This is a genomic window from Amycolatopsis sp. (assembly GCF_035276945.1).
Taxonomy (GTDB): Bacteria; Actinomycetota; Actinomycetes; order Mycobacteriales; family Pseudonocardiaceae; genus Amycolatopsis_E.
In genome coordinates this window covers 1-25,760 of record NZ_DATELF010000004.1, presented here as the reverse complement: position 1 = coordinate 25,760, position 25,760 = coordinate 1, and the positions used below count along the sequence as shown (strand labels likewise).

General features: G+C 69.8%; 17 protein-coding genes and 1 pseudogene. 11 read left to right on the top strand and 7 right to left on the bottom strand.

Going from position 1 to position 25,760, the window contains the following annotated elements:
* Positions 1-225: 225 nt before the first annotated feature.
* Positions 226-1,671, bottom strand: coding sequence for an amidase (locus VJT49_RS00765; RefSeq protein ID WP_324162074.1), 1,446 nt, complete (start codon positions 1,669-1,671; stop codon positions 226-228).
* A 39-nt stretch (positions 1,672-1,710) separates the two neighbouring features.
* Positions 1,711-2,091, bottom strand: coding sequence for a YybH family protein (locus VJT49_RS00760; RefSeq protein ID WP_324162072.1), 381 nt, complete (start codon positions 2,089-2,091; stop codon positions 1,711-1,713).
* A gap of 387 nt (positions 2,092-2,478) precedes the next feature.
* On the opposite strand from VJT49_RS00760, the gene styD reads away from it, so the two are divergent.
* On the top strand, positions 2,479-3,945 hold the full coding sequence (styD, locus tag VJT49_RS00755) for a phenylacetaldehyde dehydrogenase StyD (RefSeq protein ID WP_324162070.1): 1,467 nt from the start codon (positions 2,479-2,481) through the stop codon (positions 3,943-3,945).
* Positions 3,946-3,998: 53 nt separating this feature from the next.
* Here styD and VJT49_RS00750 read toward each other — a convergent pair whose 3' ends face one another.
* Positions 3,999-4,949, bottom strand: coding sequence for a helix-turn-helix domain-containing protein (locus tag VJT49_RS00750; protein WP_324162069.1), 951 nt, complete (start codon positions 4,947-4,949; stop codon positions 3,999-4,001).
* Positions 4,950-5,286: 337 nt separating this feature from the next.
* A complete protein-coding gene (locus tag VJT49_RS00745) occupies positions 5,287-6,582 on the bottom strand; it encodes a cytochrome P450 (RefSeq protein WP_324162067.1) in 1,296 nt (431 codons plus the stop codon).
* A 475-nt stretch (positions 6,583-7,057) separates the two neighbouring features.
* Between VJT49_RS00745 and VJT49_RS00740 the strand changes: the two genes are divergently transcribed.
* From VJT49_RS00740 to VJT49_RS00695, 10 genes are all read left to right on the top strand, one after another.
* The gene (locus VJT49_RS00740) at positions 7,058-7,468 is read left to right on the top strand and encodes a hypothetical protein (protein WP_324162065.1); all 411 of its coding nucleotides are present in this window, start codon (positions 7,058-7,060) and stop codon (positions 7,466-7,468) included.
* A 133-nt stretch (positions 7,469-7,601) separates the two neighbouring features.
* Positions 7,602-7,862 (top strand): hypothetical protein, encoded by a 261-nt coding sequence (locus tag VJT49_RS00735; protein ID WP_324162064.1) that lies wholly within the window; start codon positions 7,602-7,604, stop codon positions 7,860-7,862.
* A 7-nt stretch (positions 7,863-7,869) separates the two neighbouring features.
* Entirely contained in the window at positions 7,870-8,826 is a 957-nt protein-coding gene (gene tgmB / locus VJT49_RS00730) for an ATP-grasp ribosomal peptide maturase (RefSeq protein WP_324162063.1), read from the top strand.
* Complete coding sequence (locus VJT49_RS00725) at positions 8,823-10,040, top strand: methyltransferase domain-containing protein (RefSeq protein ID WP_324162061.1); 1,218 nt, start codon at positions 8,823-8,825, stop codon at positions 10,038-10,040. The genes tgmB and VJT49_RS00725 overlap by 4 nt, the downstream gene beginning before the upstream one ends.
* Before the next feature lie 118 nt (positions 10,041-10,158).
* Entirely contained in the window at positions 10,159-10,740 is a 582-nt protein-coding gene (locus VJT49_RS00720; RefSeq protein ID WP_324162059.1) for an ATP-grasp domain-containing protein, read from the top strand.
* A complete protein-coding gene (locus tag VJT49_RS00715; protein ID WP_324162057.1) occupies positions 10,664-11,743 on the top strand; it encodes a methyltransferase domain-containing protein in 1,080 nt (359 codons plus the stop codon). The genes VJT49_RS00720 and VJT49_RS00715 overlap by 77 nt, the downstream gene beginning before the upstream one ends.
* A gap of 69 nt (positions 11,744-11,812) precedes the next feature.
* Complete coding sequence (locus VJT49_RS00710) at positions 11,813-12,418, top strand: hypothetical protein (RefSeq protein WP_324162055.1); 606 nt, start codon at positions 11,813-11,815, stop codon at positions 12,416-12,418.
* Positions 12,419-12,615: 197 nt separating this feature from the next.
* Positions 12,616-14,001: a DUF4389 domain-containing protein gene (locus tag VJT49_RS00705; RefSeq protein WP_324162053.1), complete on the top strand. Its 1,386-nt coding sequence runs from the start codon at positions 12,616-12,618 to the stop codon at positions 13,999-14,001.
* 1 nt (position 14,002) lies between these two features.
* On the top strand, positions 14,003-14,521 hold the full coding sequence (locus tag VJT49_RS00700; protein WP_324162052.1) for a flavodoxin family protein: 519 nt from the start codon (positions 14,003-14,005) through the stop codon (positions 14,519-14,521).
* Positions 14,522-14,672: 151 nt separating this feature from the next.
* Positions 14,673-15,011: an adenylyl-sulfate kinase gene (locus VJT49_RS00695; RefSeq protein WP_324162050.1), complete on the top strand. Its 339-nt coding sequence runs from the start codon at positions 14,673-14,675 to the stop codon at positions 15,009-15,011.
* A 42-nt stretch (positions 15,012-15,053) separates the two neighbouring features.
* Here the strand turns inward: VJT49_RS00695 and VJT49_RS00690 are convergent, their stop codons facing one another.
* From VJT49_RS00690 to VJT49_RS00680, 3 genes and pseudogenes are all read right to left on the bottom strand, one after another.
* The gene (locus VJT49_RS00690) at positions 15,054-19,877 is read right to left on the bottom strand and encodes an alpha/beta fold hydrolase (RefSeq protein WP_324162048.1); all 4,824 of its coding nucleotides are present in this window, start codon (positions 19,875-19,877) and stop codon (positions 15,054-15,056) included.
* Positions 19,874-25,564, bottom strand: a pseudogene (locus VJT49_RS00685) (beta-ketoacyl synthase N-terminal-like domain-containing protein); the annotation flags it as partial. The gene VJT49_RS00690 and the pseudogene VJT49_RS00685, both read right to left, overlap by 4 nt.
* Positions 25,565-25,577: 13 nt before the next feature.
* On the bottom strand, positions 25,578-25,760 hold a 183-nt coding region (locus VJT49_RS00680), incomplete at its 5' end, for a hypothetical protein (protein WP_324162045.1).

Sequence of the window (25,760 nt, the reverse complement as noted above, 5' to 3'; positions counted from 1 at the left end):
GAATGAGGTCGGCGAGGGCGGTGAGTACCGAGCCGAGGGGCGCCGTCCCGTGTGCGGCACCGTGCGCGGCTTCCCGCACCGTCATGGCTGTATCCAGCAGACGGACTGTGGTGGCGGAGGCGTCCTGCATCTCGTGAAGGTAGGCCGTGGACGCCGCGGCGTCCACAACCGTTGTGCCACTGTGACTGACGGTGCCACGGGTTGGTTCGCCGTGGCACCGTGAACTCAGCCGTGGTGAGCCGGATCGATCGGGGTGGTGATGCCCGGTCGCTTCTCGATGACCTCGCCGGCCTGGAACAGCGTCTCCTCGTCGAACGCCCGGCCGATGAGCTGGACGCCCAGTGGTGCGCCGCCACGGGTCACGGCCCCGATACCGAGGCCAGGTAGCGCGAGGAGCGGGACGGCGGTGTTCGGCCACTGGTGGATCGCGAGTTCGCGCATGCGATCGACCGATTCGAGGTCCTGACCGAGTGGGAACGGCGGCTCGCCGGAGTTGGGAAGCAGCAGGATCGGGAAGTCCGCCATGAATTCGGACAACTGCCGGCGTAGCAGGTGGCGTCGATCCCAGCCGGCCAGGAAATCGGCGAACGACACCTCGCCGAAGGCGTCGTCCGCGACCGCGCGCATCAGCCCGAAGGCGCGGCTGATCTCGGTCTCCTCCACGCGCTCGATCTCGCTGGCGAGACCGATGACGTGCAGTTCGGTCATGACCAGCTTCCACCACAGGGTCGCGGCCTCGCCGAGTATGGGAAGTTCGACCTCCTCGACCTGGTAGCCGGCCTCGGCGAGCCAGGCGCCCGCTGTCCGGACCGCGTCGGTCGTCTCGGGCAGGCCGGGGCCGGCGAACGGATGGCGGCCCGGGTCGGTCACGATCGCCACCCGCCTCGGCGCCCGGCCGGCGTCCCGCCCGAGGGAGTCCAGGGGAACGGTGATCGGGTCCCGGGGATCGGGTGCTTGCATGACGCGCAGCGCCAGACGCAGGTCGCCGATGGTCCTCGCGATCGAGCCCTCTACTGCGAACCCGCTGACCGACAGCGCCATCCCGGCTCCGGGGCCAGCCGCATGCCAAATCGGCACGCGGCCCACAGTGGGCCGGATGCCGACGACGCCGCAGACCGCCGCCGGGTAGCGGACCGACCCACCGAAATCGTTGCCGTGGGCAATCGGGACGATACCGGTGGCGACCGCTACCGCCGCGCCGCCGCTCGATCCGCCGGGAGTGACCGCGCTGTCCCACGGGTTGCGGGTGACGCCCCAGTGCTCGCTCTGCGTGCTCCACCGCAACGAAAACGACGGGCAGTTGGTGCGTCCGAGCGAAATCGCGCCCGCCGCCTGGAGGTTCGCGATCACCGGTGCGGTCTCCGGGGCCGGGTGCCGCAGGTACTCCGCCACCCCGTCGGGTGTCGGATGCCCTGCGAGGTCGGTGTTCAGTTTGAAGGCGACCGGCACCCCGTGAAGTGGACCAACCGGGTCGCCCCGGGCGATCACTTCGTCGGCCTCTTTCGCCTTGTCCAGCGCGTCATCGGCGATCTCACCGAAGGCGTTCGAGACGCCGTTGGTCGCCTCCAGCCGCGCCATCGCCGCGGTCACGACCTCCGCGGCCGAGACCTCACCGGTACGAATGCTCCGCGCGGTCCGTTCGGCGGACCAACGCCACAATTCCTCGCTCATTGCTCACAAGCCTCCGAACGGGCCAAGGGACTCCCGGCGTCAGCCGACGATGCCGAACGGGCTGTCGACGGCATAGCGCCAGCTGCCGTCGGCCTGGCGGCGGGCCACCTCGACGGTGGCGCCGCCTAGCGACAGGGGCTTGCCCTCGGGGTCGGTGCCCTCGAGGGACCAGTCAGCGTGCATCAGCGCCACACCGTCCGCTTCGACCGCGAACGTCGGTGTGAGCTTGAACGAGGTGCGTGGAATGCCGAGGAATCCGCCCAGCGCTTCACGCAGCGCGACGGCTCCGCTCCCGCTATCGCCGGACTGCGCGACGAAGACGGCCGCGTCCTCGTACAGCGACAGCAGCCCGTCAAGATCGTCGGCCAGAAAGTACTCGGCGAACCGTTCCTGCAGCTCGCGCGGGGTCGATACGGTCATTCTCACTCCTAGTCTCGGGATGGCGTGCGGGCCACACTAGGTGGGCGGATCGCGGCGGCACATCGGCAGAACAACCGATACCCCGCGGGGCGAGCAGGTGGGGTGCCGATCGCCTGGACCGCGGGATCCCGCGCACAAGGGCGAGTCGTGCTGGACGCACGACGACGTGGTGCGGACTCTCGAGCGCTTCCTCGCTTCGCTCCACTCGGCTTGATCGCCGAAGCCTCCGCCCTACATCTGGTATCCGAACGTCTTCCAGGTGGGCATCAGCGGAGGACGGCGCCCACTGTCAAACCGTGTGCGGTGATGCGCAACTCGGAGCCGTCGGATCTTGCGAGCGTGGGAGCGGCTATCCCATCGAAAGTAGATCGAAAGTAGGAGGACGCCATGACACTGACCGCCGATCCGCGGGCCGGCTTCACCACCGGGCTGTTCATCGACGGCGCGTGGTCGGAGGGGGCTGAGACTTTCGACGATCTCAACCCCGCGACCGGCGAGGTCCTGGTCAAGGTCGCCAACGCGAGCCCCGAGGATGTGGACCGGGCAGTCCGTGCCGCGCGTGCCGCGTTGGACGGTGTGTGGGGCGAGACGCCGGGGGTGGGACGGGCGGTGCTGTTGAACAGGCTGGCCGACCTCGTCGAGCGGGATGCCCAGCAGTTGGCCCGCCTGGAGGCCCTCGACGTCGGCAAGCCGGTCGGTCAGCCCGGGCTGCTCGACGTGCCGAACACGGTCGCCACGTTCCGTCATTTCGCCGGGTGGGCCGACAAGATCCAAGGTTCGACCATCCCGACCGCGGGCTACCTGGGCATGGCGAAGACACACTCCTACACGGTGCGCGAGCCCGTGGGCGTGATCGGCGCGATCGTCCCGTGGAACACCCCGCTCATGATCGCCGCCTGGAAGCTCGGTCCGGCGCTGGCGGCGGGGAACACCGTCGTGGTCAAGCCCGCCGAGGATGCCCCTCTGTCGATCCTGCACCTGGGCAGGCTGATCGAGGAGGCCGGGTTCCCTGCCGGTGTGGTCAACATCGTGCCTGGCCTGGGTGGCATTGCCGGGGCCGCGCTGGTCGCGCACCCGGATGTCGACAAGATCAGCTTCACCGGGTCACCGGAGGTGGGCCGGCAGATCCAGAAGTCCGCCGCCGACACGTTCAAGCGGGTGACGCTCGAGCTCGGCGGGAAGAGCCCGCAGATCGTCTGCGAGGACGCCGACCTCGACGCGGCCATCCAGGGCATCGCCATGGGGCTGTTCTTCAACCAGGGCGAGGTGTGCGCGGCGGGCACCAGGATCTTGGTGCATCGCTCGCACTACGAGACCGTGGTGAACGCGCTCGCGGAGGCTGCCGAGGCGCAGGTGCTGGGCGATCCGTTCGCCGAGTCCACCACGATGGGCGCGTTGATCAACGAGGGCCAGCGGAAGCGGGTGCTCGAGTACATCGAGAAGGGCAAGGCTGAGGGCGCTCGTGTCGTTGCGGGCGGCGGGAAGCCGGACCAGCCGGGCTTCTTCGTCCGGCCGACCATCTTCGCCGATGTCGACAACGGCTCCACCATCGCCCGGGAGGAGATCTTCGGTCCGGTCGGCGCGGTGATTCCCTTCGACACCGTGGAGGAGGCCATCGCCATCGCCAACGACACCGAGTACGGCCTCGCCGCGACGATCTGGACGCGGGACGTCTCGCTCGCGCACTCACTCGCGTCCAAGGTCCGGGCCGGAGCGGTGTGGGTCAACGGGTGGGCGGCGCTCGACCCGGCCCTTCCGTGGGGTGGCATGAAGACCAGCGGCATCGGCCGCGAACTCGGGTGGAGCGGCATCCTGGCCAACACCGAGGAGAAGGTCGTCACCATCGTCCTGTGATCAGCGAACGAGGGGTCGTTCCGCCACCTGGTGGAGCGGCCCCTCGCGGCTGGTCAGGCGAAGCAGGTCTTGCGGTACTCGCGGGGCGACTTGCCGTAGGTGCCGCGGAACAGGCGCGAGAAGTGGGCGGGATCGGTGAAACCCCACCGGTGGCTGACGCTGGCGATGGGGACGTGCAGGTTCTGGGGGTCGGCGAGGTCTCGCCTGCACCTGTCCAGCCGGCGTGTCCGGATCATCGCCGACACCGACCTCCCCTCGGCCTCGAAGACCTTCTGCAGGTAGCGCACCGAGACGAAGTGCGCGTCGGCGACGGTCTTCGACGTCAGGCCGGGGTCGTGCAGGTTGTCGTCGACGAACTTGCACACCTGGGCCACCAGCGCGCGGTGCGATGCGGAGTGCTCCTCGTCGAGCGGCTGCTGCATTTGCTGCGCGAAGGCGGCCGTGACCAGGTCCACCACCGCATCGCCGAGGTGGGTCGCGATGACCGGCCGCGCCGAGCCGAGTTCCGTGCTCAGCCCCCGCATCAGGGGGGCGATCAGGGAGCCGAGTCCGGTGGCGCCGGCCAGCCGGACCGCGGTGAGGCCTGCCATGTGGTGCTCGGGCAGCCGGACGAGCCTGCGCGGGAACATCGCGATGGTCATCCGGAAGTCGTCGCTGAAGGAGACCCGGTAGGGGCGCGAGGTGTTGTAGATCGCGAGGTCGCCGGGCCACAGCCGGGCCTGGCGGCCGTCTTGCTCGATGACGCTGGTGCCACTGACCTGCAGGCCGAACTTGTACAACTCCGGGTCGTCCTTGCGGATCAGCCGGCGGGTGCGCTCGACCACACCGTGGGAGGCGGACACCTCGGCCAGCATCACGGAGCCGAGGGCGGTCGAGCCGACATCACCGCTGAACTGTCTCGCGCCGTCCTCGCACCGCGCCCGCAGGGGCACGAACGTGCGACAGATCCGGTGTTCCCAGTCCTCGAACCCGGTGGTAGCCGGCGTAGCCGCCGCAGCTGTCATGCGAACTCCTCGTCGAGACGCCGGTCACAGAGCTCGCATGTTACCGAATGTTCGGTCAGCCAAGTGCCGTGCGGTTCTGTCCAGATCGGCGGCGCCCGAGCCTGGGTGTCCCCCAAGGACGTGGTTTTCCGATGAGGAGGGACACACGATGCTGGCCGTGGCCGACCGTCGTGGGCTACCCCTGCGACGACCTCGACGCGTGGGCGACCGAGGTGGTGCGCGGCATCCGCGCTGCGCGCGGCCGCGCCGGACGCGGTTGTTGTTCGATGACGGCCTCAGCCGTCAAGGTCACCGACACGAATCAAGGCCCGGGCTCCCATGTCGGCCGCGAGAGCCGTCAGTCCCACTCGAGCGGAAGGGACTTGAACTGGGCGATCGTCATGTTGGGTTCCCATGCCCATTCCTGCCCCGGCACCAGTCGTACATCGGGCAGGCGGTCCATGAAGGCTTCCAACGACAGTCGCGCCTCGAGCTTTGCCAGGTTCAGGCCCAGGCACATGTGCGTCCAGCGTCCGAATGCGAAGTGCTTCTTCGCGTTGGCGCGGTGAATGTCGAACTTGTCGGGCTGGTCGAAAACGGTTTCGTCACGTTGCGGCGAGTAGAGCATCAGGTGCACGTTCGCGCCCCTCGGGATCAGCACCCCGCCGAGCTCGACGTCACGGGTGGCGATTCGGCGTGAGCCACGGGAGGGGGTGCGAAAACGCAGGCACTCCTCGAGCGCGTTGTCGAGCAGGCTGCGGTCCGCCTTCAGGTCTTCCCATTGATCGCGATGCGAAAGCAGCTCCCGCGTGGCCAGCGCGATGAAGTTCTTCGTGGTTCCGACGCCGGCGATCAGCAGGCTGTCGATGAAGCCGACGACCTGGTCGGTGGTCATCAGGACCTGGCCGTCCTTGGCCGCGAGCAGCAGTGCGGACGTCAGATCGTCCCGCGGGCTCTGGCGGCGCTCGTTCACGAAGCTGATGAGCCAGTCCATCACGGGCTTGGCCCGCTGGGCGAGGCCGAGTTCCTCCTCGGGCGTGAGCGCGGGCGCGCCTTCGAAGAGGCGCATCGTGTCGTCGGCCCAGCTTGCCAGGTTCTGGCCTTCGGAGTCCGGCACGCCGATGATGTCGCAGATCACCTGGGCAGGAAGCTTCGCGGTGTACTGCGCGACGAGGTCGCACTGTCCGTCGTCGATGAAATCGTCGATCAGGCGCTGGACGCGTTCACGCACCATGGCTTCGTACCCGGCGATCGCGGGCGGAGTGAAGTTCTGCTGGACCAGTCTGCGAATAACGTGGTGCTCCGGGGGGTCCTTGAGAAGCAGCGAGTGGCGGATCGGATGACCATCGGGGAAAACCTCGGCGAGTGGTCCACGCATCGTGATCGGTGTCACGGCGTTGGCCGACGAGAACGTCTCGTCGTCTCGCATCACCGCGAGCACGTCGTCATACCGCGTCACGCAGTAGACGTCCTGCTCAGGCAGGTAGAAGACCGGCGCCTCCCTGCGAGCGACTTCCATCCACGGATAGGGGTTGTCGGTCTGGGCGGGGTCGAGCGGGTCGAACGCTACCCCGTCGACGATCGGGCAGCCCGGGGCGTTCGAGTGGGGACGGTCGGGTGCGGCCGGGACGTCCGCGGTGATTTCCGAGCTCATCTCCATCTCGATTTCTACTCGACGGTCGTGATCGGGTCAGGACGACGAGCGACCAGAGCTGACGTCGGCCACGGTCACCTTCAGCGCGGGGTCGAACGGGGGTCCACTCGGTGAATCCGTACTTGTCGCCTGGCTCGGCGATCGCCCGATCGCGGTCCGTCGGTGCGTATCCCGGTTTGTCGAAACCAGGTCCGCTGAGCAGCTTTGGGAATGCTTGACAACGCTGCGGTCCGCCGGGACAACGGCATCATCTGGCTCGCTCCTCGTCGCCGTCTGTGCGACGGCACTTGGTCCAGGGCCGCTCGGCGAGCGGCGGCCGCGTCGCGAGTCCCCGCCCTGGAACTGTGGCGCGCGGTTGCACCTCAGGGTAGGAGAACACGACTCCGACGAGGCGCGGCCCGCGAGGACATTCCGCGCAGCAGAACAGCCGGACCGAGATCACCAACTTCCTGAACCGCAACAAGCCGGACAAATCATGAATCGCACCACCCGCATCCCCACACCCGAACAGGCCCAGCACGCCCGCGACCACGTCCTCGGCGAGGCTGCCGCCACGGGCCGCCGGCCGAGCGTCCTCACCGTCGCCCGGCGGCTCGGCCTGTCCAACACCACCTTCCGTCGTCACTTCCCGGACATCGCCGACGAAGTCGGTGAAGCCCGCCGCACACCCCGGACCGATGCCGCCGAGTCACCGGCCGCGGCCGAGCACACCCGGCTCGTCGCACGCAACGCCAAGCTCCGCCGGGAGAATCGGCTCCTGCGAGATCACCTCGACCTGGCCGTTGCCAACATCCAGCGCCTGACACTTCGAGCACACCGGCTCCAAAGAGAGCTCGAAGCGGCTGCGAAGGTCGCCAGAATCGATGACAAAACCAGAGCCAGGTGATCACTCGGCCAGCGTTGCGTTGGGGCGGTCACTGGTTCATCGGTCAGTTACTCCGTCCACACCCCTTCCGCCATCAGCTCGGATACGCGAGGCTGATTACAGAATGCCTACCGTCACGAACGGAGAGTCGAGAATGCCTGTCAACGATCCGGTCATGGCTGTGCTGGACAAGCTGCCCCTGGCAAGCCCGCCGGTCACGACCCCCGATTGCGCCGAGGCCGCGCAGTCGGAGCTGGCGCCGTTCGGGCTCCGGTTCGCCGTCGCCCCGGTGATGCCCGACGACAAGCACAAGAAGACCTACTACACGGTCACGGTGCAGGAGGCCACGCAGGTCAGCGAGGACGGCAGGGTCGTGACCCGTCAGGACTCCGTGCAGCGGGAGCGCGAGGACTGACACGAAGATGACGGTTCTGGTCCTCACGGCGCCCGACGACGACACCGCCTCCCGGGTCTGCCAGGCCCTTCAGGCGCGCGGTCGTGGCTATGCGCGGATGGACCTGGGCGACTTCCCCGAGACACTGTCGTTCACCGCGTCCGGCCCAGATCCTGCCTGGGCCGGACGGCTCTCGCACGGACAGCACGACCTGGCCCTGGCGGAGATCGAGGCCGTCTACTGGCGCCGCCCGAGCGAGTTTCGGCTGCCCGCCCATCTCGACCGGCAACACCGCCGGTTCGCCCTCGCCGAGGCCCGGCAGGGCCTGGGCGGGCTGATCTCCAGCCTGCCCGTCCCGTTCGTCAACCACCCCTCCCGCATCGCCGACGCCGAACTGAAGCCCTCCCAACTGCACGCCGCCGCCCAGATCGGGCTGCCGGTCCCGCCGACGATGATCACATCGTCGGGCCGGGACGCGCGCGCGTTCGCCCGGCGGTTCGGCAAGGTCCTCTATAAGCCGCTCACCTCGGCGTTCCTGCACGAGGAGGATCGGGTCAAGCTGGTCTACGCCACCCTGATCGATCCCAGCGAGATCGACGACGCCTCGATCGCGATGGCCCCGTGCCAGTTCCAGGCGTTCATCCCCAAGAGCCGGGACATCCGCCTGGTCGCCGTCGGCGGCGAGTGCTTCGCCGTCGCGATCCACGCAGGCTCAGATGAGTCCTATGTGGACTGGAGAGCAGACTACCCGGCCCTGTCCTACGAGGCCGTTCCGACGCCCTGCCACGTCGCCGAGGCCGTCGCCGCCTACCTCAAGCGCTTCGGGCTGTCCTTCGGGTGCTTCGACTTCACCGAGTCCGCCGACACCGGGGAGTGGCTGTTCCTCGAATGCGGGGCGAACGCCCAATGGGGCTGGCTGGAGCACGAAACCGGCCTGCCCATCGCCGACGCCATCGCCCGCCAGCTCACCGGAGGCACCGCATGACCCACCCCGACTGGGAACCCCCGCTCGCGGCTCTGGCCGCTGCCCTTGCCGACGCTGGCCACCTGCGCAGCAAACAGTGGATCGAGGCGTTCGCCGCCACACCCCGCCACCTGTTCACACCGGAGGTCATCGTCCGCACCTCGGACGGCTACCGGACACTGTCCGGCGACGTCCCCGCCACCCGCCAAGAGTGGCTGAACACGGTCTACGCCGACGAATCCCTTGTCGTCCAAGACAAACCCCACGCCGCCGGGCACCGGATGCCTTCAGGTGAGCCGCTGCGGGTTCCCACCAGTTCCTCGACCATGCCCAGCCTGATGGCTCGCATGCTCGAAGCCCTCGACGTCGGCGACGACATGCGAGTCCTGGAAATCGGCACCGGCACCGGCTACAACTCCGCGCTGCTGTCGCACCGCCTCGGCGACCACAACGTCGTTTCGATCGACATCGACCCCGACCTCACCGCGCAGGCCGCGCCACGGCTGGTTCAGCTCGGCTACACCCCGACCCTACTTGCCGGTGACGGCGCGGCCGGGGCCCCTGGGCACGACCCGTTCGACCGGATCATCGCCACCGCGGCCGTCTCCGAGATCCCGCTAGCCTGGATTCGGCAGCTCAAGCCCGGCGGGAAGATCCTGGCGAACCTGCGCGGCGAACTCGCCGGCGGCACGCTCTGCCTGCTGTCCAAAGAGGACGAGGAGGACGAGGTCATCGGCCCTGTCCTGCCACTGGGCGGGCACTTCATGTGGCTGCGGCCCGACCTCGCCGATCCGCACCGGCCCCACGAGCACACTCCTGACGCCCGGCGCGGCACGAGCAGCCGTTCCACCACCAGCCTCCCTCCCGCGGACGTCCCCGTCGACGACGGCGGGTTCCGGTTCCTGCTTCAACTGCAACTCCACGCCGTCCAGGCCCTCTGGCGAGGCCCGGCGTTCGACCCGCCCGGCCGTGCCGAACGGGACGCGGTCATCGTCTCCACAGCCGACGGCTCCCGCGCCGAAGCCTTCACCAGCCCAGAACCATCCAAGCGCTACCGGGTTGCCCAGACCGGTTCTCGGCGACTTTGGGACACCGTCGAAGCAACCCGTCGTCTCTTCGACGACCTCAACCAGCCCACCCCGGACAAGTTCGGCGTTGTCGCCAACGACAGCACCCAGTTCGTGTGGTTCGGCAACGACGACGACTGGCATCGCTGGCCCCTGCCACTCATCTGAACAGTCGACCATGGCAGTTTTCTCAAGCGGTCAACGGTCATCCCGTAACCCCATCCATAACCAGCTTGCCGTCGCGGGGCGCTGCGTTATGGACACTCTCGTTACTGACGAAGCCGACGTGGTGCGCGAGTTCGCGTCCGAGGCGAAGACGGTGACGAAGATGTTCGGCGCGATCTCGATCGTCGAAGCCGGTGAACGCCACTTCGCGCACACGATGCCGCTCGAGGCCGCCGATCTGGCTGACCTGCGCGGTATCGAGGTCACGACGCATCTGTTCCAGCAGTGGGCGCGCAAGGAGTTTGAGGCGCGCATGTTCGTCGTCGGCGACGAGATCACCACGGCCGCGATCTACTCACACACTGCATCCGCGTACATCGACTGGCGCACCGGCTACGACACGAACACCTACAGCCTGATCGACGCGCCCGCAGACGTCATCGACGCCGTTCGGCAGCTGATGGCCGAACTGCACCTGACCTACGGTGCGCTCGATTTCGTCATCGGCCCGGACGGCGAGTGGACGTTCCTGGAATCAACGCGAACGGGCAGTTCGGGTGGATCGAAGACAAGACCGGCGCACCGATTACCGATCAACTCGCTGACATGCTCGCGAAAGGAGCATCATGAACAACATCGCGACACAGCGCGAATGGACCGACTATGCGCGCGACCTCGCCGATCTGCTGCGCGAGCACGGTGACATCACGTCGGCTGAGTGGCATGCGGCGTTCGCCGGAGTGCCGCGCCATCTGTTCGTGCCGAATGTGTTCGAGCAGGACGGCACCGGCCGGTGGCGTCGCTGGGAAGCGGTCGATCATTGGGACCGCGTGTATTCGCCGCGCACGCTCGTGACCGTGCTCGACAACCCGCGCGGATTCCCCGAGCCGGTGTCGTCGAGCACGAACCCGGAACTCATGGCGCGGATGCTCGAAATGCTCGACGTCCACGTCACGCATCGTGTGCTTGAGATCGGCACCGGCACCGGCTACAACGCGGCATTGCTGTCGCACCGGCTCGGCGACGATCACGTGTTCTCCGTCGATGTCGACAAGGTGTTCGCCGGCGTCGCGCGCGAACGGCTTGCCGCTGCGGGCTACCGGCCAACGCTCGTCGCGGTCGACGGCGAAGGCGGCTTGCCCGAGCACGGCCCGTTCGATCGGATCATCGCGACGTGCTCGGTGCCGGTCGTGCCGCGCGCGTGGGCCGACCAGCTTTCGCCGGGGGGAGCGGTGCTTGTCGACCTCAAACGCGCGATCAGCGCCGGTAACCTCGTGCACCTGCACAAGCTCGACGACGGCACGCTTGAGGGCCGGTTCGCGCCGCACATGGCGTCGTTCATGGCGGTGCGACACAACGACGACACAAACACGATAACCGCGCCCACCGAGGCCCGCACCGAGTCGGCGCGACGGGAGCGCGTGACGTCCGCGCCGCCGCAGCCGTGGCAGAGCGCGCCCGTGGTGTGGTTCCTCGCGCAACTGTGCGGTCTGCCGACCGGCGTCACGCACGGACTGATCCTCGATCCCGCCACGCGCACGCCGACAGCCGCCACGCTGACCGCGCCGGACGGCTCGACTGCGACCGTCAGCCTGCACGACGGCACTGTGACCGAGGTCGGCGACGTCGCACTGTGGGGCCCGTCGAAGCCGCGCACGAGCTGTGGACGGCGACCGGTCGCCCCGGCTGGGAACGGCTCGGGCTGACCGTCAGGCGCGACTCGCAGTTCGTGTGGCTCGACGACCCACAGGGGCCGGACACCTGGACCCCGCGACATGACCGACAGAACCCACTGGGACGAGCTACCACCCGAGCTGCGGGGCGACGTCGAGCAGCGCCTTGGCGCGGCCGTGGCGCGCGCCGACGAACCCGACGACGGTGTGAGTGCCGACCTGGTGGCGACCCTGCACACCGAGCGCGGGCGCGTGTTCGTCAAGGGTGTGCGGCGCGGCGACAGCATGCGCGTACGCACGCACCTGCGCGAGCGCGACACGAACCCGTTCCTGCCGCCGTCCGGGGTTCTCGACCGGTTCGACAGCGGGACCGACCGGCACGTGGTCAGCAGCACCGGCAGGAAGATGGCGACCAGCGTGAGGATCAGCGCGATCACGCCGGCCCGCCTCGCCAGGCGGGCGGTTGCGGTGGCTCGTGCTTGGGCGCCGGGCCCGGACTTCGCCGCGCGCAGCGCCCGGATCGCGGCCCGCGCGGTGGCGCCGGTGGTCACCGCGTCGTCGGTGGGGATGACGGTCCGTCCGCCGACGGGTATCCGGCGGCTGTGCTGGTGCGGCGGCTTGATCCGCCGTGCCGGCTCGGCCCGTTCCCGGTTGGCGGCGAAGCGAAGTTCCGCGGGCGCCATCCCCAGCCGCGCCGCGGCGTCGTAGTTGGTGACCAGGACACCGCCTTCGCGGCGTATCTGCTTACCCACCAAGGAAATCCTGACGGCCTGGTGGGTGGACCGGCGGCCGCGACTCGCCTCGGCGAGCGTTCGACCCGCGGCGGGGGTCGGAATGCCCCGGGGTCGGGGACTTTTGTGTCTGTCGGGTGGCGGGGGGTGCGGGGAGAGTGAGGATCCGAGCTGGTGAAGGAGGTGAAAGCGGTGGTCTATCCCGTCCGGGTCGAGGCGTCGCTGGACACCGGATTGTCCCGGTGGTCGTGGCTGGTGAAATGGATTCTCCTTATTCCCCACTATGTCGTGCTGTTCTTCCTGTGGATCGCGTTCTGCCTGCTCACGGGCGTGGCGTTGTTCGCGATCCTGTTCACCGGGCGCTACCCGCGCGCGATGTTCGACTTCAACGTAGGCGTGTTGCGCTGGACGTGGCGCGTTCAGTACTACGGCTACGCGGCGCTGGGCACCGACCAGTACCCGCCGTTCACCCTCGCCGACGTGCCGGAGTACCCGGCGCGGCTGGAGGTCGACTATCCCGAGCGGCTGTCTCGCGGCCTGGTGCTGGTCAAGTGGTGGCTGCTGGCCATCCCGCAGTACATCGTCGTCGGCCTGTTCGTCGGCGGTGGCCTGTGGCTCCACGACCGCGGCGACCGGTTCGACTGGGCCGCGGGCGGTCTGGTCGGCATCCTGGTGTTCGTCGCGGCCGTGGTGCTGTTGTTCACCGGCCGGTACCTGACCCCGATCTTCGACTTCGTCCTCGGCATGGACCGCTGGGTGGTCCGGGTCGGCGCCTACGCGGCCCTGATGACCGACGAGTACCCGCCGTTTCGCCTCGACACCGGCGGCCGTGACCCCGCCGGCCCGGTGGTGCCGGCCGGAGTCCACCATCCGCCGCGGCCGGCTCAGTGGTGGACGCCGGGGCGGATCGCGTCGGTGATCGCCGGCGCCGTGCTGGCGCTGACGGCGATGGGCCTGATCAGCGGTGGCGCCGCGGTGCTGTGGGCCGACCGCTTCGCACGGGACGCCGACGGCTATCTGTCCACTTCGAACATCTATGCCACGAGCGGCTACGCGATCGTCGCGGAGGGGATCGACACCACCAGCTGGCAAGGGTTTTCCGGGGTGGCCGGTGATGTCCGGGCGCGGGTAAGCCCGACCGGCTCGAATCCGGACGTGTACGTCGGCATCGCGCCCTCCGACGCGGTGGCGCGCTACCTCGCCGGCGCCGACTACCTGACGGTCCGCGACATGGCGGGCAATGACGTAACTATCCACAAAGGACAGAGCGTGCCCGCGCCACCCACGTCGGCCGACATCTGGGCCACCCAGACGCAGGGCGTGGGAACTCAGGTCGTGACGTGGCCGGCGCCATCCGGTGACTGGACCGCTGTGGCGATGAACCCCGACGGTTCACCGGGAGTCAGCGTGCGGGCCGAGATCGGCGCGACCGTGCCCGGGCTCGGCTGGATCGGCGGCACCATCCTCTGCGTCGGCGTGCTGTTCCTCGGCGCCGGTGTCGTGCTGATCGCCGTGCCGGTGCACCGGGCCGCACGACAAACCACCATGACGGAGGTATGACATGCATGCGGTAGTGATCTACGAGTCGATGCTCGGCAACACCGAGAAAATCGCGCGCGCCATTGCCGAGGGCCTGTCCCCGCGGGTGCCCGCCGACGTCGTCAACGTGGACAAGGCGACCCCGGAACTGGCCGGTGCCGACCTGATCGTCGTTGGCGGGCCGACCCACGTGCACGGGATGAGCCGTTCGTCCACCCGGGATGGAGCCAGGAAGCAGGCGTCCGGTGAGATTCGCTCGGCAACCGGGATCCGTGAATGGCTCGAGGGCCTCGGCGCCGCCCCGGACGGCGCGCTCGCCGCGACCTTCGACACCCGCCTGGGCCAACCACGCTGGTTGACCGGCTCGGCTGCGCGCGGTGCGGCGAAGTTGTTGCGGCGCCACGGTTATCGGCTACTCGTACCGGCGGAGAGTTTCTTCGTCGTCACGAAGCCGGACAGGTTGGTCGATGGCGAACTTGACCGGGCGCACAGGTGGGGCGAGCGGCTGGCCGACCGGGTCGCCCCGGCGTCGCCGCGCTGAAGGCTTTCTTGGGCCCACGGACCGCCGAGGCGGGCCGGTGCGCCGGATCTCACCACGCCGTCGCCGCGAGCGTGACCAGTTCTGTTGAATCCGGTTCACCGACAACGACCGTGTCGAGAACATCCGTTGTGTCGCCGAAGTCGCCCGGCTGATGGTCGACGCCGGCATCATCGTCCTGGCATCGTTCATCTTCCCCTTCCGCGCCGGACGCCAGCTGGCTCGCGACCTGCACGACGACGGCGAGTTCATCGAAGTCCACGTCGACGCCCCGCTGGAGGTGGCCGAAGCCCGCGACGGCAAGGGCCTTCACGCAAGGGCCCGGCGCGGCGAGCTAATGCACTTCACCGGCATCGACTCCCCCTACGAACCACCCGAATCACCCGAACTCCGGCTCGACGCGGGCGGGGGCGGTGTCCGTCGATGCGTTGGCCGACGTGGTCTTCGAGTACCGCGCCGGGCCGGTGTCCTGACACCGCCGACGGAAGCGTGAGCTGATTCGTGGCCAACCTGTTTCGACGTCGGAAGGGTGGGGTCACGGGGCCGGCTCAGCGTTGTTTTCAGCGCGGTTCAGGAAGTCGGTAAGGAGGGTGTTGAAGGGCGCGCCGGTGTTCTGCGTACCGTGGCCCCCAGGGATGATCACCCTGTCAGCGCCGATCCGCTCGGCCAAGGCGTCCCCGATCACTTCGAAAACCGGTCGCTGCCCGCCGGTGACGACCAGCTTGGCGAAGGCAGCGGCGCGGATCTCCTGATCCGGTATCTCCGCGTTCCAGGGCCAGACGATGCGGGAGCTGTCGTGCGCGCGGTTCGAGAAGGTGCGCAGCGTTGCCGGCAGGGGGCTGGGAAAGTCGGCGGTGGGCTCGATGCCGGCGAAGAATGCCCGGAAGAATGCCTCCGGGTCGTCGGGCGGATGCGCGACCAGGTCGCGCATGGACTTCTCGTAGGCATCGACAACGCTGGTCCCGCGGGCGACGACGCTGGCCGGGCTCTCGATGAGGGTGAGGGAGCGCACCGCCTCGGGCAATGCCGCCGCGGCGTAGAGGGCACCCAGGGTGCCGTAGGACTGGGCCACCAGATGGGCGCCGCCGGGCGGTTGCTCCTTCAGCAGCGCGGTGAGCAATCCGCCGTCCTCCCGGTAGTCCTCGCGCTCGCTGGTCTCGCTCCTGTCGTAGTTGAGGCGGGACACCAGGACGAGGCGCCACCTGTCCGCCAAGGGCATCTGGGTCTGCCATGATTGCAGGCCGCCGAAAACCCCGCCATGCACGAAGACGATCGGTACACCGCTGCCGTATTCGGTGATCTGCATGCCGCCGGGCCCGAAGCGCTCGGACGGCGCCCGGCTCGCGCTGCCTGGCGCCGATGACGGACGGTGCGTCCGCAGGGCATCGAGGAGGTCGGCCTCCAGGCTGGACAGACTCGGGGTGTCGAGGAAGACCGCGGTGGGCAGGTCCACGCCGAAGTGCCTGCCGACGCGTTCCTTGAGTTCCATCGCAAGCAGGGAGTCCATCCCCTGGTCGGAAAGGGCGCCGTGGTGGTCGATGTCGTCGACGCTCCCGCCCAGCACCGCTGCCACGGCTTGGGCGAGGTCGGCGCGAACCTGCTGCCGGACGTCGTCGTCCTGGCCGGCCCGCAGCAGCTCCGTCAGCCGCTCGCGGCGGGCGAGGTCCTGCGCGGCGTCGTGCGCCTCTGCGTACGCCTTCCGACTGCGGGTGGTGGGCCGTGGGTTGGAGGAAAGGACCTCGGTGAGGGTCTCCCCGGTGATGGCACGCATGTGGACACCGGTAATCCGGGCCACGCACCGCCCGTCCTCCGCCACCAGGATCACGTCGGCGATCGTCGTGGCGGCAGACGTCAGGTTGTCCGTCACAACGGCGTGGCAGAGCAGCGGTCCGCCGTCGTGGCCGAAGAATTCGTATCGCTGCATCTCCAGCATGATCAGGGCGTCGTCGCGGTCGTGATTCACCGGCCGGCAGGCGAGAAGAAGCTGGAGCATCGAGTCAACGACGCCGGGATGCAGCCGGTAGCCCAGCGACCACTCGGCTACCTCTGCCCGGCGCAGCCGCGCGAGCGCTTCGCCATCGCGCCGGGCGATGTCGCTGAGCCAGCGTGCGGACGGGCCCAGATCGACGCCACGGGCGCGCAGGCCGTCGTAGAAGTCCGCCCCAGGGATCTTCGTCGTGCAGCGCTCGGCCACGGCCGCCAGTTCGTCTCCGGATACCGTCGGCCGCTCCGGCGGCCCCACGGTGACCGTGCCGCGAGCGTGAAGCACCCACTCCGAGTCGGGTGAGGCCTGGCTGTGGTAGGTGAACGCGGCGCCGGACAGGGTGAGCTGCGTCGTGACGGGCCCTTCGGCGGGCATGGCCAGGGCGCGCGGAATGACCACCCCACTGAGGGTCGCTCCCGTGACGCCGGTGAGCGCTGCGACTGCCTGGACCGCGCTTTCCACGTAGAAGCCCGCATTCACGATGGCGATACCGTTCGAAACGCACTCGGTGAGGCACGGGTGCACCGCCGGGGAGAGCACCGCCCGGAACTGGATCTCCTCCAGCGGGGAGGACAGGCGGGTGCCGATCAGGCTGGTGCCCGGGGCCGAGGCACCGGACGGGCGGTCGGCGAGCCCTTCGGCCCCGGCGAACCAGTGCCGCTTCCGTTCGAAGGGGTAGGTGGGCAGTTCGACGCTCTTCGGGGCCCAGTGGCCGTCGACCGCCGCCCAGTCGATGTCGATGCCGGTGGTGTGCAGAGTGGCCACGGCGTCGAGCAGCACGCGCCAGTCGCCGTGGTTGGGGCGCAGCGAGGCGAGCCAGCGGTACTCGCCACCGGGGAACGCGTTGCGTGCCATGCCGCACAGGTGCGGACTGGGGCCGATCTCGACGAATGTGCGGCAGCCGAGGTCTATCAGTTTGCGGACGGACTGGTGGAACAGTACGGGCCGGCGGGCGTGGTCCCGCAGGTGATCGGCACTGAAGGTGGTGGCCGTGACGGTGTCGCCGGTGAGCATGGAAACGAGGGGAATCCGGGCCGGCTCGTAGCCGAACCGGGCGGCGGCCTTTCGGAACGTGTCCAGCATGGGGTCCAGCAGCGGCGAGTGGAACGCGTGCGACACCGGCAGCCGCCGGGTGCGGATCCGGTCGGCGGTGAACGCCGCCACCACCTCGTCGAGGGGGCCTTCGGCGCCGGAGATCACGGTGTGCTCAGGACCGTTCACCGCGGCGATGGCCAGTTCACGCGCGTATGGGCGGATGGCTTCGGCGACCTGCTCGTGGCTGGCGAAGACCGCCGCCATCGCCCCGCCCGCCGGGAGTTCGGCCATCGAGCGGGCGCGTTCCGCGGCCAGCGCCACGCCGGTCTTCAGGTCGAACACCCCGGCGACGCAGGCCGCCGCGTACTCGCCGATGCTGTGGCCCGTCATGGCGGCGGGCCGGACACCCCACCGCATCCACAGGCGCGCGAGCGCGTACTGCACCGAAAACAGCGCCGGCTGGGTGTAGCGCGTCGCGTCGATCAGTCCGGAAGCCCCGTCCTGGCCGGACAGCACGGACGGCAGCGGGTGTTCCAGGTGCTCGGCGAACAGTTCGGCGCACTCGTCGAGGTCGGCGCGGAAGCCCGGCTCGGTCCGGTAGAGCTCCTGGGCCATGCCCTGGTACTGCGAGCCCTGGCCGGTGAACAGGAAGCCCACCTTCGGCCGCCGGCCCACGGGCACCTCGCCGGTGTGGACTTCGGCAACCTTTTCGGCGTCGAGATGCCGCTGCAGCCGTTCCCGCAGGGTCCCAACGGAGTCGGCGCGGACGGCGAGGCGGTGGGTGAAGCGCGCCCTGCCCTTGTTGGCCGTGGCGGCCATGTCCGCCAGTGCCGCCTCGTCGGCGTCGGACAGCTTGTCGATCCAGCGCTGGGCCAGGGCGCGCAGGGCGGTGGGCGTGCGGGCCGACAGGGTCACCAGGTGCTCGTGGCGATCCGGTGCGGTTGCCCGCGCGTCCTCCAGAGGTGCCTCTTCGAGTACGAGGTGCGCGTTGGTGCCGCTGGCACCGAACGAGCTGACGCCGGCGAACCGGGGTTCACCCGACCGCGGCCACGGCGTGACGGCCAGCGGGAACTCGACCGGCAGCTTCTGCAAGTCGATCGCGGGGTTCACGTCCCGCAGATGGGCCTGCGGCGGGATCTCCTCGTGCTGCAGGGCCAGGATGGTCTTGATGAGGCCCGCCACACCGGCGGCGGCTTCCAGGTGGCCGACGTTGGCCTTGGCCGAACCGACGACGAGCGGGGCGTCCCGCCCCGCGCCGAGCACGGCGGCCAGTGCGCGGACTTCGATCGGGTCGCCGAGGGCCGTCCCGGTACCGTGGGCCTCCACGTAGCCGATGCGCGAGTAGGGCACCTGGGCCCGGTCGAGGGCCGCCCGGATCAAGTCCTGCTGGGCCTGGCCGTTGGGCACGGTGATCCCGCTGCTACGGCCATCGTGGTTGACGGCGGAGCCGCGGATGACGGCCAGGATCCGGTCGCCGTCCGCCTGCGCGTCCGACAAGCGCTTGAGGACGACCACGCCGCAGCCCTCGGCGCGGACGTACCCGTTGGCGGAGGCGTCGAACGTCGCGCAGCGCCCCTCGGGAGAAAGCATCTTCGCCCGCGAGAGGACGACGAAGCCCTCCGGGGCGAGCAGGGCGTTGGCCCCGCCCGCGAGGGCGAGGTCGCTCTCGCCCGCCCGCAGGCTCTGGCACGCCAGGTGGACGGTGACCAGGGAAGACGAGCAGGCGGTGTCCACCGACAGGCTCGGGCCTTGCAGCCCGAGCCAGTAGGACATCCGTCCTGCCGCGAAGGTCGAGGCCTGCCCGGTCATGGCGTACGCGTCCAGATCCGGCAGCGGCAGCCGGCTCATCAGGGACTGCAAATAGTCGTGGCTGGTGACCCCGACAAAGACGCCGGTCCGGCTCTTGGCCTGCCGGTCGGCGGCGATGCCGGCGCTTTCCAGCGCCTCCCAAGCGGTCTCCAGGAACATGCGCTGCTGCGGGTCCATGTGGGCGGCCTCGCGGGCCGAGATGCCGAAGAACGCGGCGTCGAACCGGTCCACGTCGTCCACCAGGCCGGCCCGGCGGGTCCGGATGGTGCCCGGGGCGTCCGGATCGGACGAGTAGAAGGCGTCGTTGTCCCAGCGGGAGGCCGGGATGTCGGTCACCGCGTCCTTACCGGCCCGGAGCAGGTCCCAGTACGCGGCCGGGTCGTCAACACCAGGAAACCGGCAGGCCATGCCGACCACGGCGATCGGCACGGAGCGGGTTTTCTCGCTTTCCTCCAGAGCCGTGCGCAGCCGGACAATCTCGGCGAGGGCTCGTGAGACCGCGCTCTGCCGCGGGTCCTCGGTGACAGTCATCGGTTGGCCATCCCTTCACGAACAGCGCGTGCGCGATCGATCTCCGCCTCCAACCGGGCGAGCAGATCGTTTTCGTCGATGCGTTCAGCCGCCTCCCACACCGGGGTCCGCGGCGCGTCGGCCACCTCCGGCGCGGTGGCCCGTGCGGTCGGCTCCGGCGGCGGCGCCGTGACTTCCTCGGCCAGGCACAGCGCGAGGGCGGTGGCGTTCGGCTGTTCGAAAAGCAGGGTGCTGGGCAGCGGCACGTCGATTTGTGCCTCCAGCGCCCGCAGCAGGCGCATGGCCATTATCGAGTCGAAACCCTGCTGGAAGAAGCCCTCTTCCGGGTCGAGGTCGTCAACGTCGATCCCGAGCATGTCGGCTGCCTGCACGCGGACGAACTCCAGCAGAGCCTCGTACCGCGCCTCGCCCTCGAGGTCCCACGCGGCCGTGCTCGACTTCTCTCGGGCGGTTACGGCCACGGGCGCGGCAGGCGGCGCGCTGGGGAGCGACGGAGCAGCCGATGGGTGGGAGCGCATCGCCCAGTAGCGAGACCGCTGGAACGCGTACGTCGGCAGTTCGACGTCCAGGGGCCCTTGGCGCCGCCCCAGCAGCGGGGACCAATCGGCGTACAGGCCGACCACGTGCACCTCGGCCAGCGCCCGTACGAAGAGGTCATCCGCCACCTCCGGCGCGCCGGAGCACAGCACGACGGCGACCTTGGGGCCCGCCTCGGCTGCCACCTGCCGCACCTGTTCGGCCAGGCCGGGGGCGCACTGGAGGATGAGGTTGTGACCGTCGGCGATTGCCGCCGTGAGGCGGGCAGCCAGGTCGGCCTCGTCCGAACGAAACAGCAGTTGCGGCGCGATCCCGTATGCCTGCCACGCTTCCGGCAAGGCCCGGTCGGCCGTGGGCGGCAGGACGAGCACCGCCTTGCGCGTGGCGGCCGCGCCCTCGACCACCGCGGTTGAGGTGCGTCCGGCCGCAAGGGCCTCCATGCCTTCGATCAACTCGCCGCGGTCCCCGCCGATCACCACCGCGCGGTGGCGGAAGACGGAGCGGGCGGCCAGCGCCCTTCCGATCGCCGCCGGGCTCTGCTCGGGGTGGCGGCGGGCGTGCTCGGCATATTGCCGCGCCTGGGCGCGCAGCGCCGCGCGGGTCGGTGCGGACAGGGCCCAGACGACGTGGTGGGGTTCGACGGCTGAGCCCGCGGCGGGGGCCGGCGGTGCCTCCTCGATGAGGACGTGCGCGTTGGTGCCGCTCAGGCCGAACGCGGAGACCGCGGCTCGGCGCGGGCTCTCCCGCCGGGGCCACGGCAGGGCCTCGGTGAGCAGCCGGATCGCCCCGCTGTCCCAGTCGGCATACGGGGTCGGCCGATCGGCGTGCAGGGTTCTGGGCAGCCGTTCGTTGCGCAGCGCCATGACGGACTTGATGACGCCGCCGACGCCTGCCGCGGCCATGGAGTGACCGACGTTCGACTTGAACGAGCCCATCCAGAGCGGACGGTCGGCGGAACGGTCAGCGCCGTAGGTCGCCAGCACGGCGTTGATCTCGACGGGATCGCCGAGCACCGTACCGGTGCCGTGCGCTTCCAGCAGGTCCACGTCGTCGGGTGACAGCCGCGCGTCGGCCAGCGCCTTACGGATCACGTCCTGCTGGGCGAGGCCGTTGGGTGCGGTGAGGCCGTTGCTCGCGCCGTCCTGGTTGAGGGCGGACCCCTTGACCACGGCCAGCACGGGGTGCCCGCGTCGGCGGGCATCCCCGACGCGTTCCAGCAGCAGTACGCCGGCGCCTTCGGCCCATCCGGTGCCGTCCGCCTCGGCCGAGAACGCCTTACAACGGCCGTCCGGCGACAGGCCGCGCTGCCGGCTGAAGCCGATGAAAGCGTCCGGGCTGGCCAGCACCGTGGCCCCGCCCGCCAGCGCCATGGTGCTCTCTCCGTTGCGCAGGGACTGGCAGGCCAGGTGCAGGGTCACCAGGGAGGAGGAACAGGAGGTGTCGACCGTCATCGTCGGGCCCTGGGCACCGAGCAGGTAGGCGATCCGCCCGGAGGCCACACTGGGCGCCAGCCCGGTGAGGTAGCCGGCCATCTCGTCGGCGTGTTCGTCGCTGTGCGGCCGGTAGTCCTGCATGGCGATCCCCATGTAGACGCCGAGGGCGCTGCCGCGGATCGACAGCGGGTCGATCCCGGCCCGCTCGATGGCCTCCCAGGCCGTCTCCAGCAGCAGCCGGTGCTGCGGGTCCATCGCGGAAGCCTCGTGGCCGGAGATGCCGAAGAAGGCGGCGTCGAAACCGGCGACGTCGTCGAGGAAGCCACCCTCCTTCGTGTAGCTCGTGCCCGAGTGCTCCGGGTCCGGGTGGTACAGGTTTTCGATGGGCCAGCCGCGGTCCTCGGGGAAGGCGGAGATCGCGTCGACCTCGTCCCGGACGAGCTCCCACAACTGCTGGGGGCCGGTGACGCCGCCAGGGTAGCGGCAGGCCATGCCGATGATGGCGATGTCGTCGGGATCAAGGGGGTCCGGGGCGGCGCCGTGTGGCCGCGGCGTGTCGTGCGTGACGGTCGGGCTCGCCGTACTCGCGGTCTTTTGCCGCGCCGCCGACTCGATGTGTGCGCATAGCGCGGCCGGGGTGGGGTACTCATACGCGAAGGTCGTCGAGATCTTGGCGCCGGTGGCGGTCTGGATCCGCCGGTGCAGTTCCAGCGTGCCGACCGAGGTCAGGCCGAGGTCGAGGAAGGCCAGTCGGGGGTCGACATCCGCCGGGGAAGGCAGGCCGGTCACTGTTGCGACGTGGGCCCGTACCACGGCCTCCAGCCGGTCACCGGTCAGCGGCTCCGCGGCGTCGCCCGCGGGTACCTCCGGGGTGGGCTCCGGAGGTACCGCACCGGGTGTGGCGGTAGTCAGCTGCCACCAGTACCGGGTGTTCTGGAACGCGTAGGTCGGCAGGGCGACCGGCTCGACCTGGGAGGTTGCCGGGCCGAACACCGCCGCCCAGTCGACTGTGCCGCCCCTGGCGTGCGCGGCACCGGCCGCGCGGAGCACGGTCTCGACCTCCTTGCCGGGTAGTCGAGCAGTGGCGATGGTGTCGGTCTCGCCGGCAGAGGTCTCCGCGTCGGTCAGGCAACCGGAGGCGAGGGCCGCGAGCGAGCCGTCCGGACCGACATCGATGAAGGTGGTGACCGACTGCTGCCGGAGCGCGCGGACCCCGTCGGCGAAGCGGACCGCTTCGCGGGCTTGGCGCACCCAGTAGTCGGGCGAGCACAAGTCCTCCGGAGGCGCCAGGGATCCCGTCACGTTGGAGACCACCGGCCTACGGGGGCGCCGGTAGGCAAGCGAGCCCGCGACTTCGCGGAACTCCTCGAGCATCGGTCCGAGGAGCGTCGAGTGGAAGGCGTGGCTGACCCGGAGTCTGGTGGCCTTGCGACCGGCGGACTTCCAGCGCGTGATCGCGGCCAGCACCTCGGCCTCCGCACCGGAGACGACCACCGCCTGCGGGCCGTTGACGGCGGCGACGACGGCGCCGGAACCGCTGCGCTCCAGCTCGGCCAGTACCTCGGCCTCGGTGCCTTGCAGGGCGGCCATCGCTCCACCCGGGGGCAGCGCGTCCATCAGCCGGCCACGGGCCGACACCAGTGCGGCGGCGTCCTCCGGACACCACACTCCTGCTTCGAAGGCCGCGGCGAGTTCGCCGATGGAGTGGCCGAGGAGCACGTCGGGTTTGAGTCCCCACGAGCGCAGCAGCCTGCACATGGCGATCTCGAAGGCGAAGATCGCCGGCTGCGCGTAGACGGTGCGCGTCAGCAGTCCGGCGATGTCCGGCTCGGTGGAGAACATCACTTCCCGCAGCGGCCGGGCCCCAGGGCGGTCGAGGGCCACACACATTTCGTCGAGCGTGTCGGCGAATGCCGGGTACGCCGCGTACAGCTCCGCACCCATCCCCGCCCGGTGAGCACCCTGCCCGGCGAAGAGGAAGGCGGTCCCGCCCCGCCGCACCTCGTCAGTGACCAGCCGGTTGTGCGGAAGTCCGTCGGCCAGCGCCCGCAATGCCTGGGAGAGCTCGTCGACCGAGCCGGCGCAGATCGCGGCCCGGTGGCTGAACGCTGTCCGCGTCGTGGTCAGGGCGTGGGCGAGTGCCTCCGGTGCGATGCCGGGCCGGGCGGCCAGGTGCGCGTCGAGTCGCGCCGCTTGGGCGCGCAGGGCGGCCGGACCCATGCCGGAGAGGAGGAAGACGCGGCAGGCGGCCGGCCCGGAGGCATCTTCGGTCGAACCGGCTCCCGCTCCGGGAACACCCGGCGCGGAAACGGTGGCCGGCCCGGTGCTCTTGGGCGCTTCCTCGAGGATGACATGCGCGTTCGTACCGCTCATGCCGAAGGACGACACGGCGGCCCGCCGGGGCCGATCCATGCTCGGCCAGTCGCGGTCGCGGTCCAGGATGCGTACGTGTCCGGACTCCCAGTCCACGTGCGGCGAGGGCTGGTCGACGTGCAGGGTTTTGGGCATGCGCCGGGCTTGGAAGGCCAGCACGGTCTTGATGACGCCCGCTACGCCGGAGGCGGCCTGGGGGTGGCCGAAGTTGGACTTGAGCGAGCCCAGCCACAACGGGCGGTCCGCGGGCCGCTCGTGGCCGTAGGCCTCCAGCAGTGCCTCCGCCTCGATGGGGTCGCCCAAGGTGGTGCCGGTGCCGTGTGCCTCCACCATGTCCACGTCGGAAGCGGTGAGGCCGGCGTTCCGCAGGGCGCTGCGGATGAGCCGGCGCTGCGCCGTACCACTGGGCGCCGTCAGGCCGTTACTGGCGCCGTCCTGGTTGAGCGCGGAGCCCTTGATGACGGCGAGGACCGGGTGGCCGAGCTGCTGTGCGTCGGACAGGCGGGCCAGCAGGAGCATGCCCGCGCCCTCGCTCAGCACAGTGCCGTCCGCCGCCGCCGAAAACGGCTTGCAGTGGCCGTCGGCGGCCAGGCCGCGCTGGATGCTGAATTCCAGCAGCGTGTCGGGGGTGGACATGACGGTGGCCCCGCCCGCCAGCGCGTAGTCGCACTCCCCCGCCCGCAGGGCCTGGGCGGCCAGGTGCAGGGCGACCAGTGAGGAGGAGCAAGCGGTGGCCACGGTGATCGCAGGACCGGCCAGCCCCAGGTGGTAGGCGATGCGGCCGGAGTGCACGCTGGTCTCGTTCCCGATCAACGCGTAGCCCAGGTACTGCTCAGGGACGCGGTCCATGCCGGGCGAATAGCGCGCGGCGAGGGCACCGGCGAAGACGCCGGTGGCGGTCTCCCTCAGCGACTCGGGCGGAATCCCGGCGCGTTCCAGCGCCTCCCAGGCAGTCTGCAGCAGAAGCCGCTGCTGGGGATCCATCGACATCGCCTCTCGCGGCGTGATGCTGAAGAAGGCGGGGTCGAAGTCGGCGGCGTCGTCGAGGAAGCCGCCCGTGCGGGTGTAGCAGCGCCCCGGGCGTCCCGGGATTGGGTCGTAGAGAGCGTCGAGGGCCCACCCGCGATCATCGGGGAAGGCCGAGACGGCCTCGGCGCCCTGTGCCAGCACCTGCCACATGTCCTCGGGCGAACGTATGCCGCCGGGCAACCGGCAGGCCATTGACAGAATGGCGATGGGCTCTCGCAACCGGGCGTTGAGCCTCTGCAGTTCTTGGCGGAGTCGCTGGCTCTCCTTGACCGAGCGACGCAGGGCCTCGATGATTTGTTCATCGCGGGTTGTCACCGGGATTCCTCCGTTAGTGTTCGCCGGCGGTCTCGGGATCGTCCGCCCCGGCGACGGTGAGCAGCGTGTCCAGGTCCATGGCGTCGATTTGTTCGTTGCTGATCGCGGGTGGTGTTTGCTTGGTTGGGGTGGGTGTCGGTGTGGGTGTGGGGGTTTGGGTGGTTGTCATGATGGTGAGTAGGTATGCGGCAAGTCG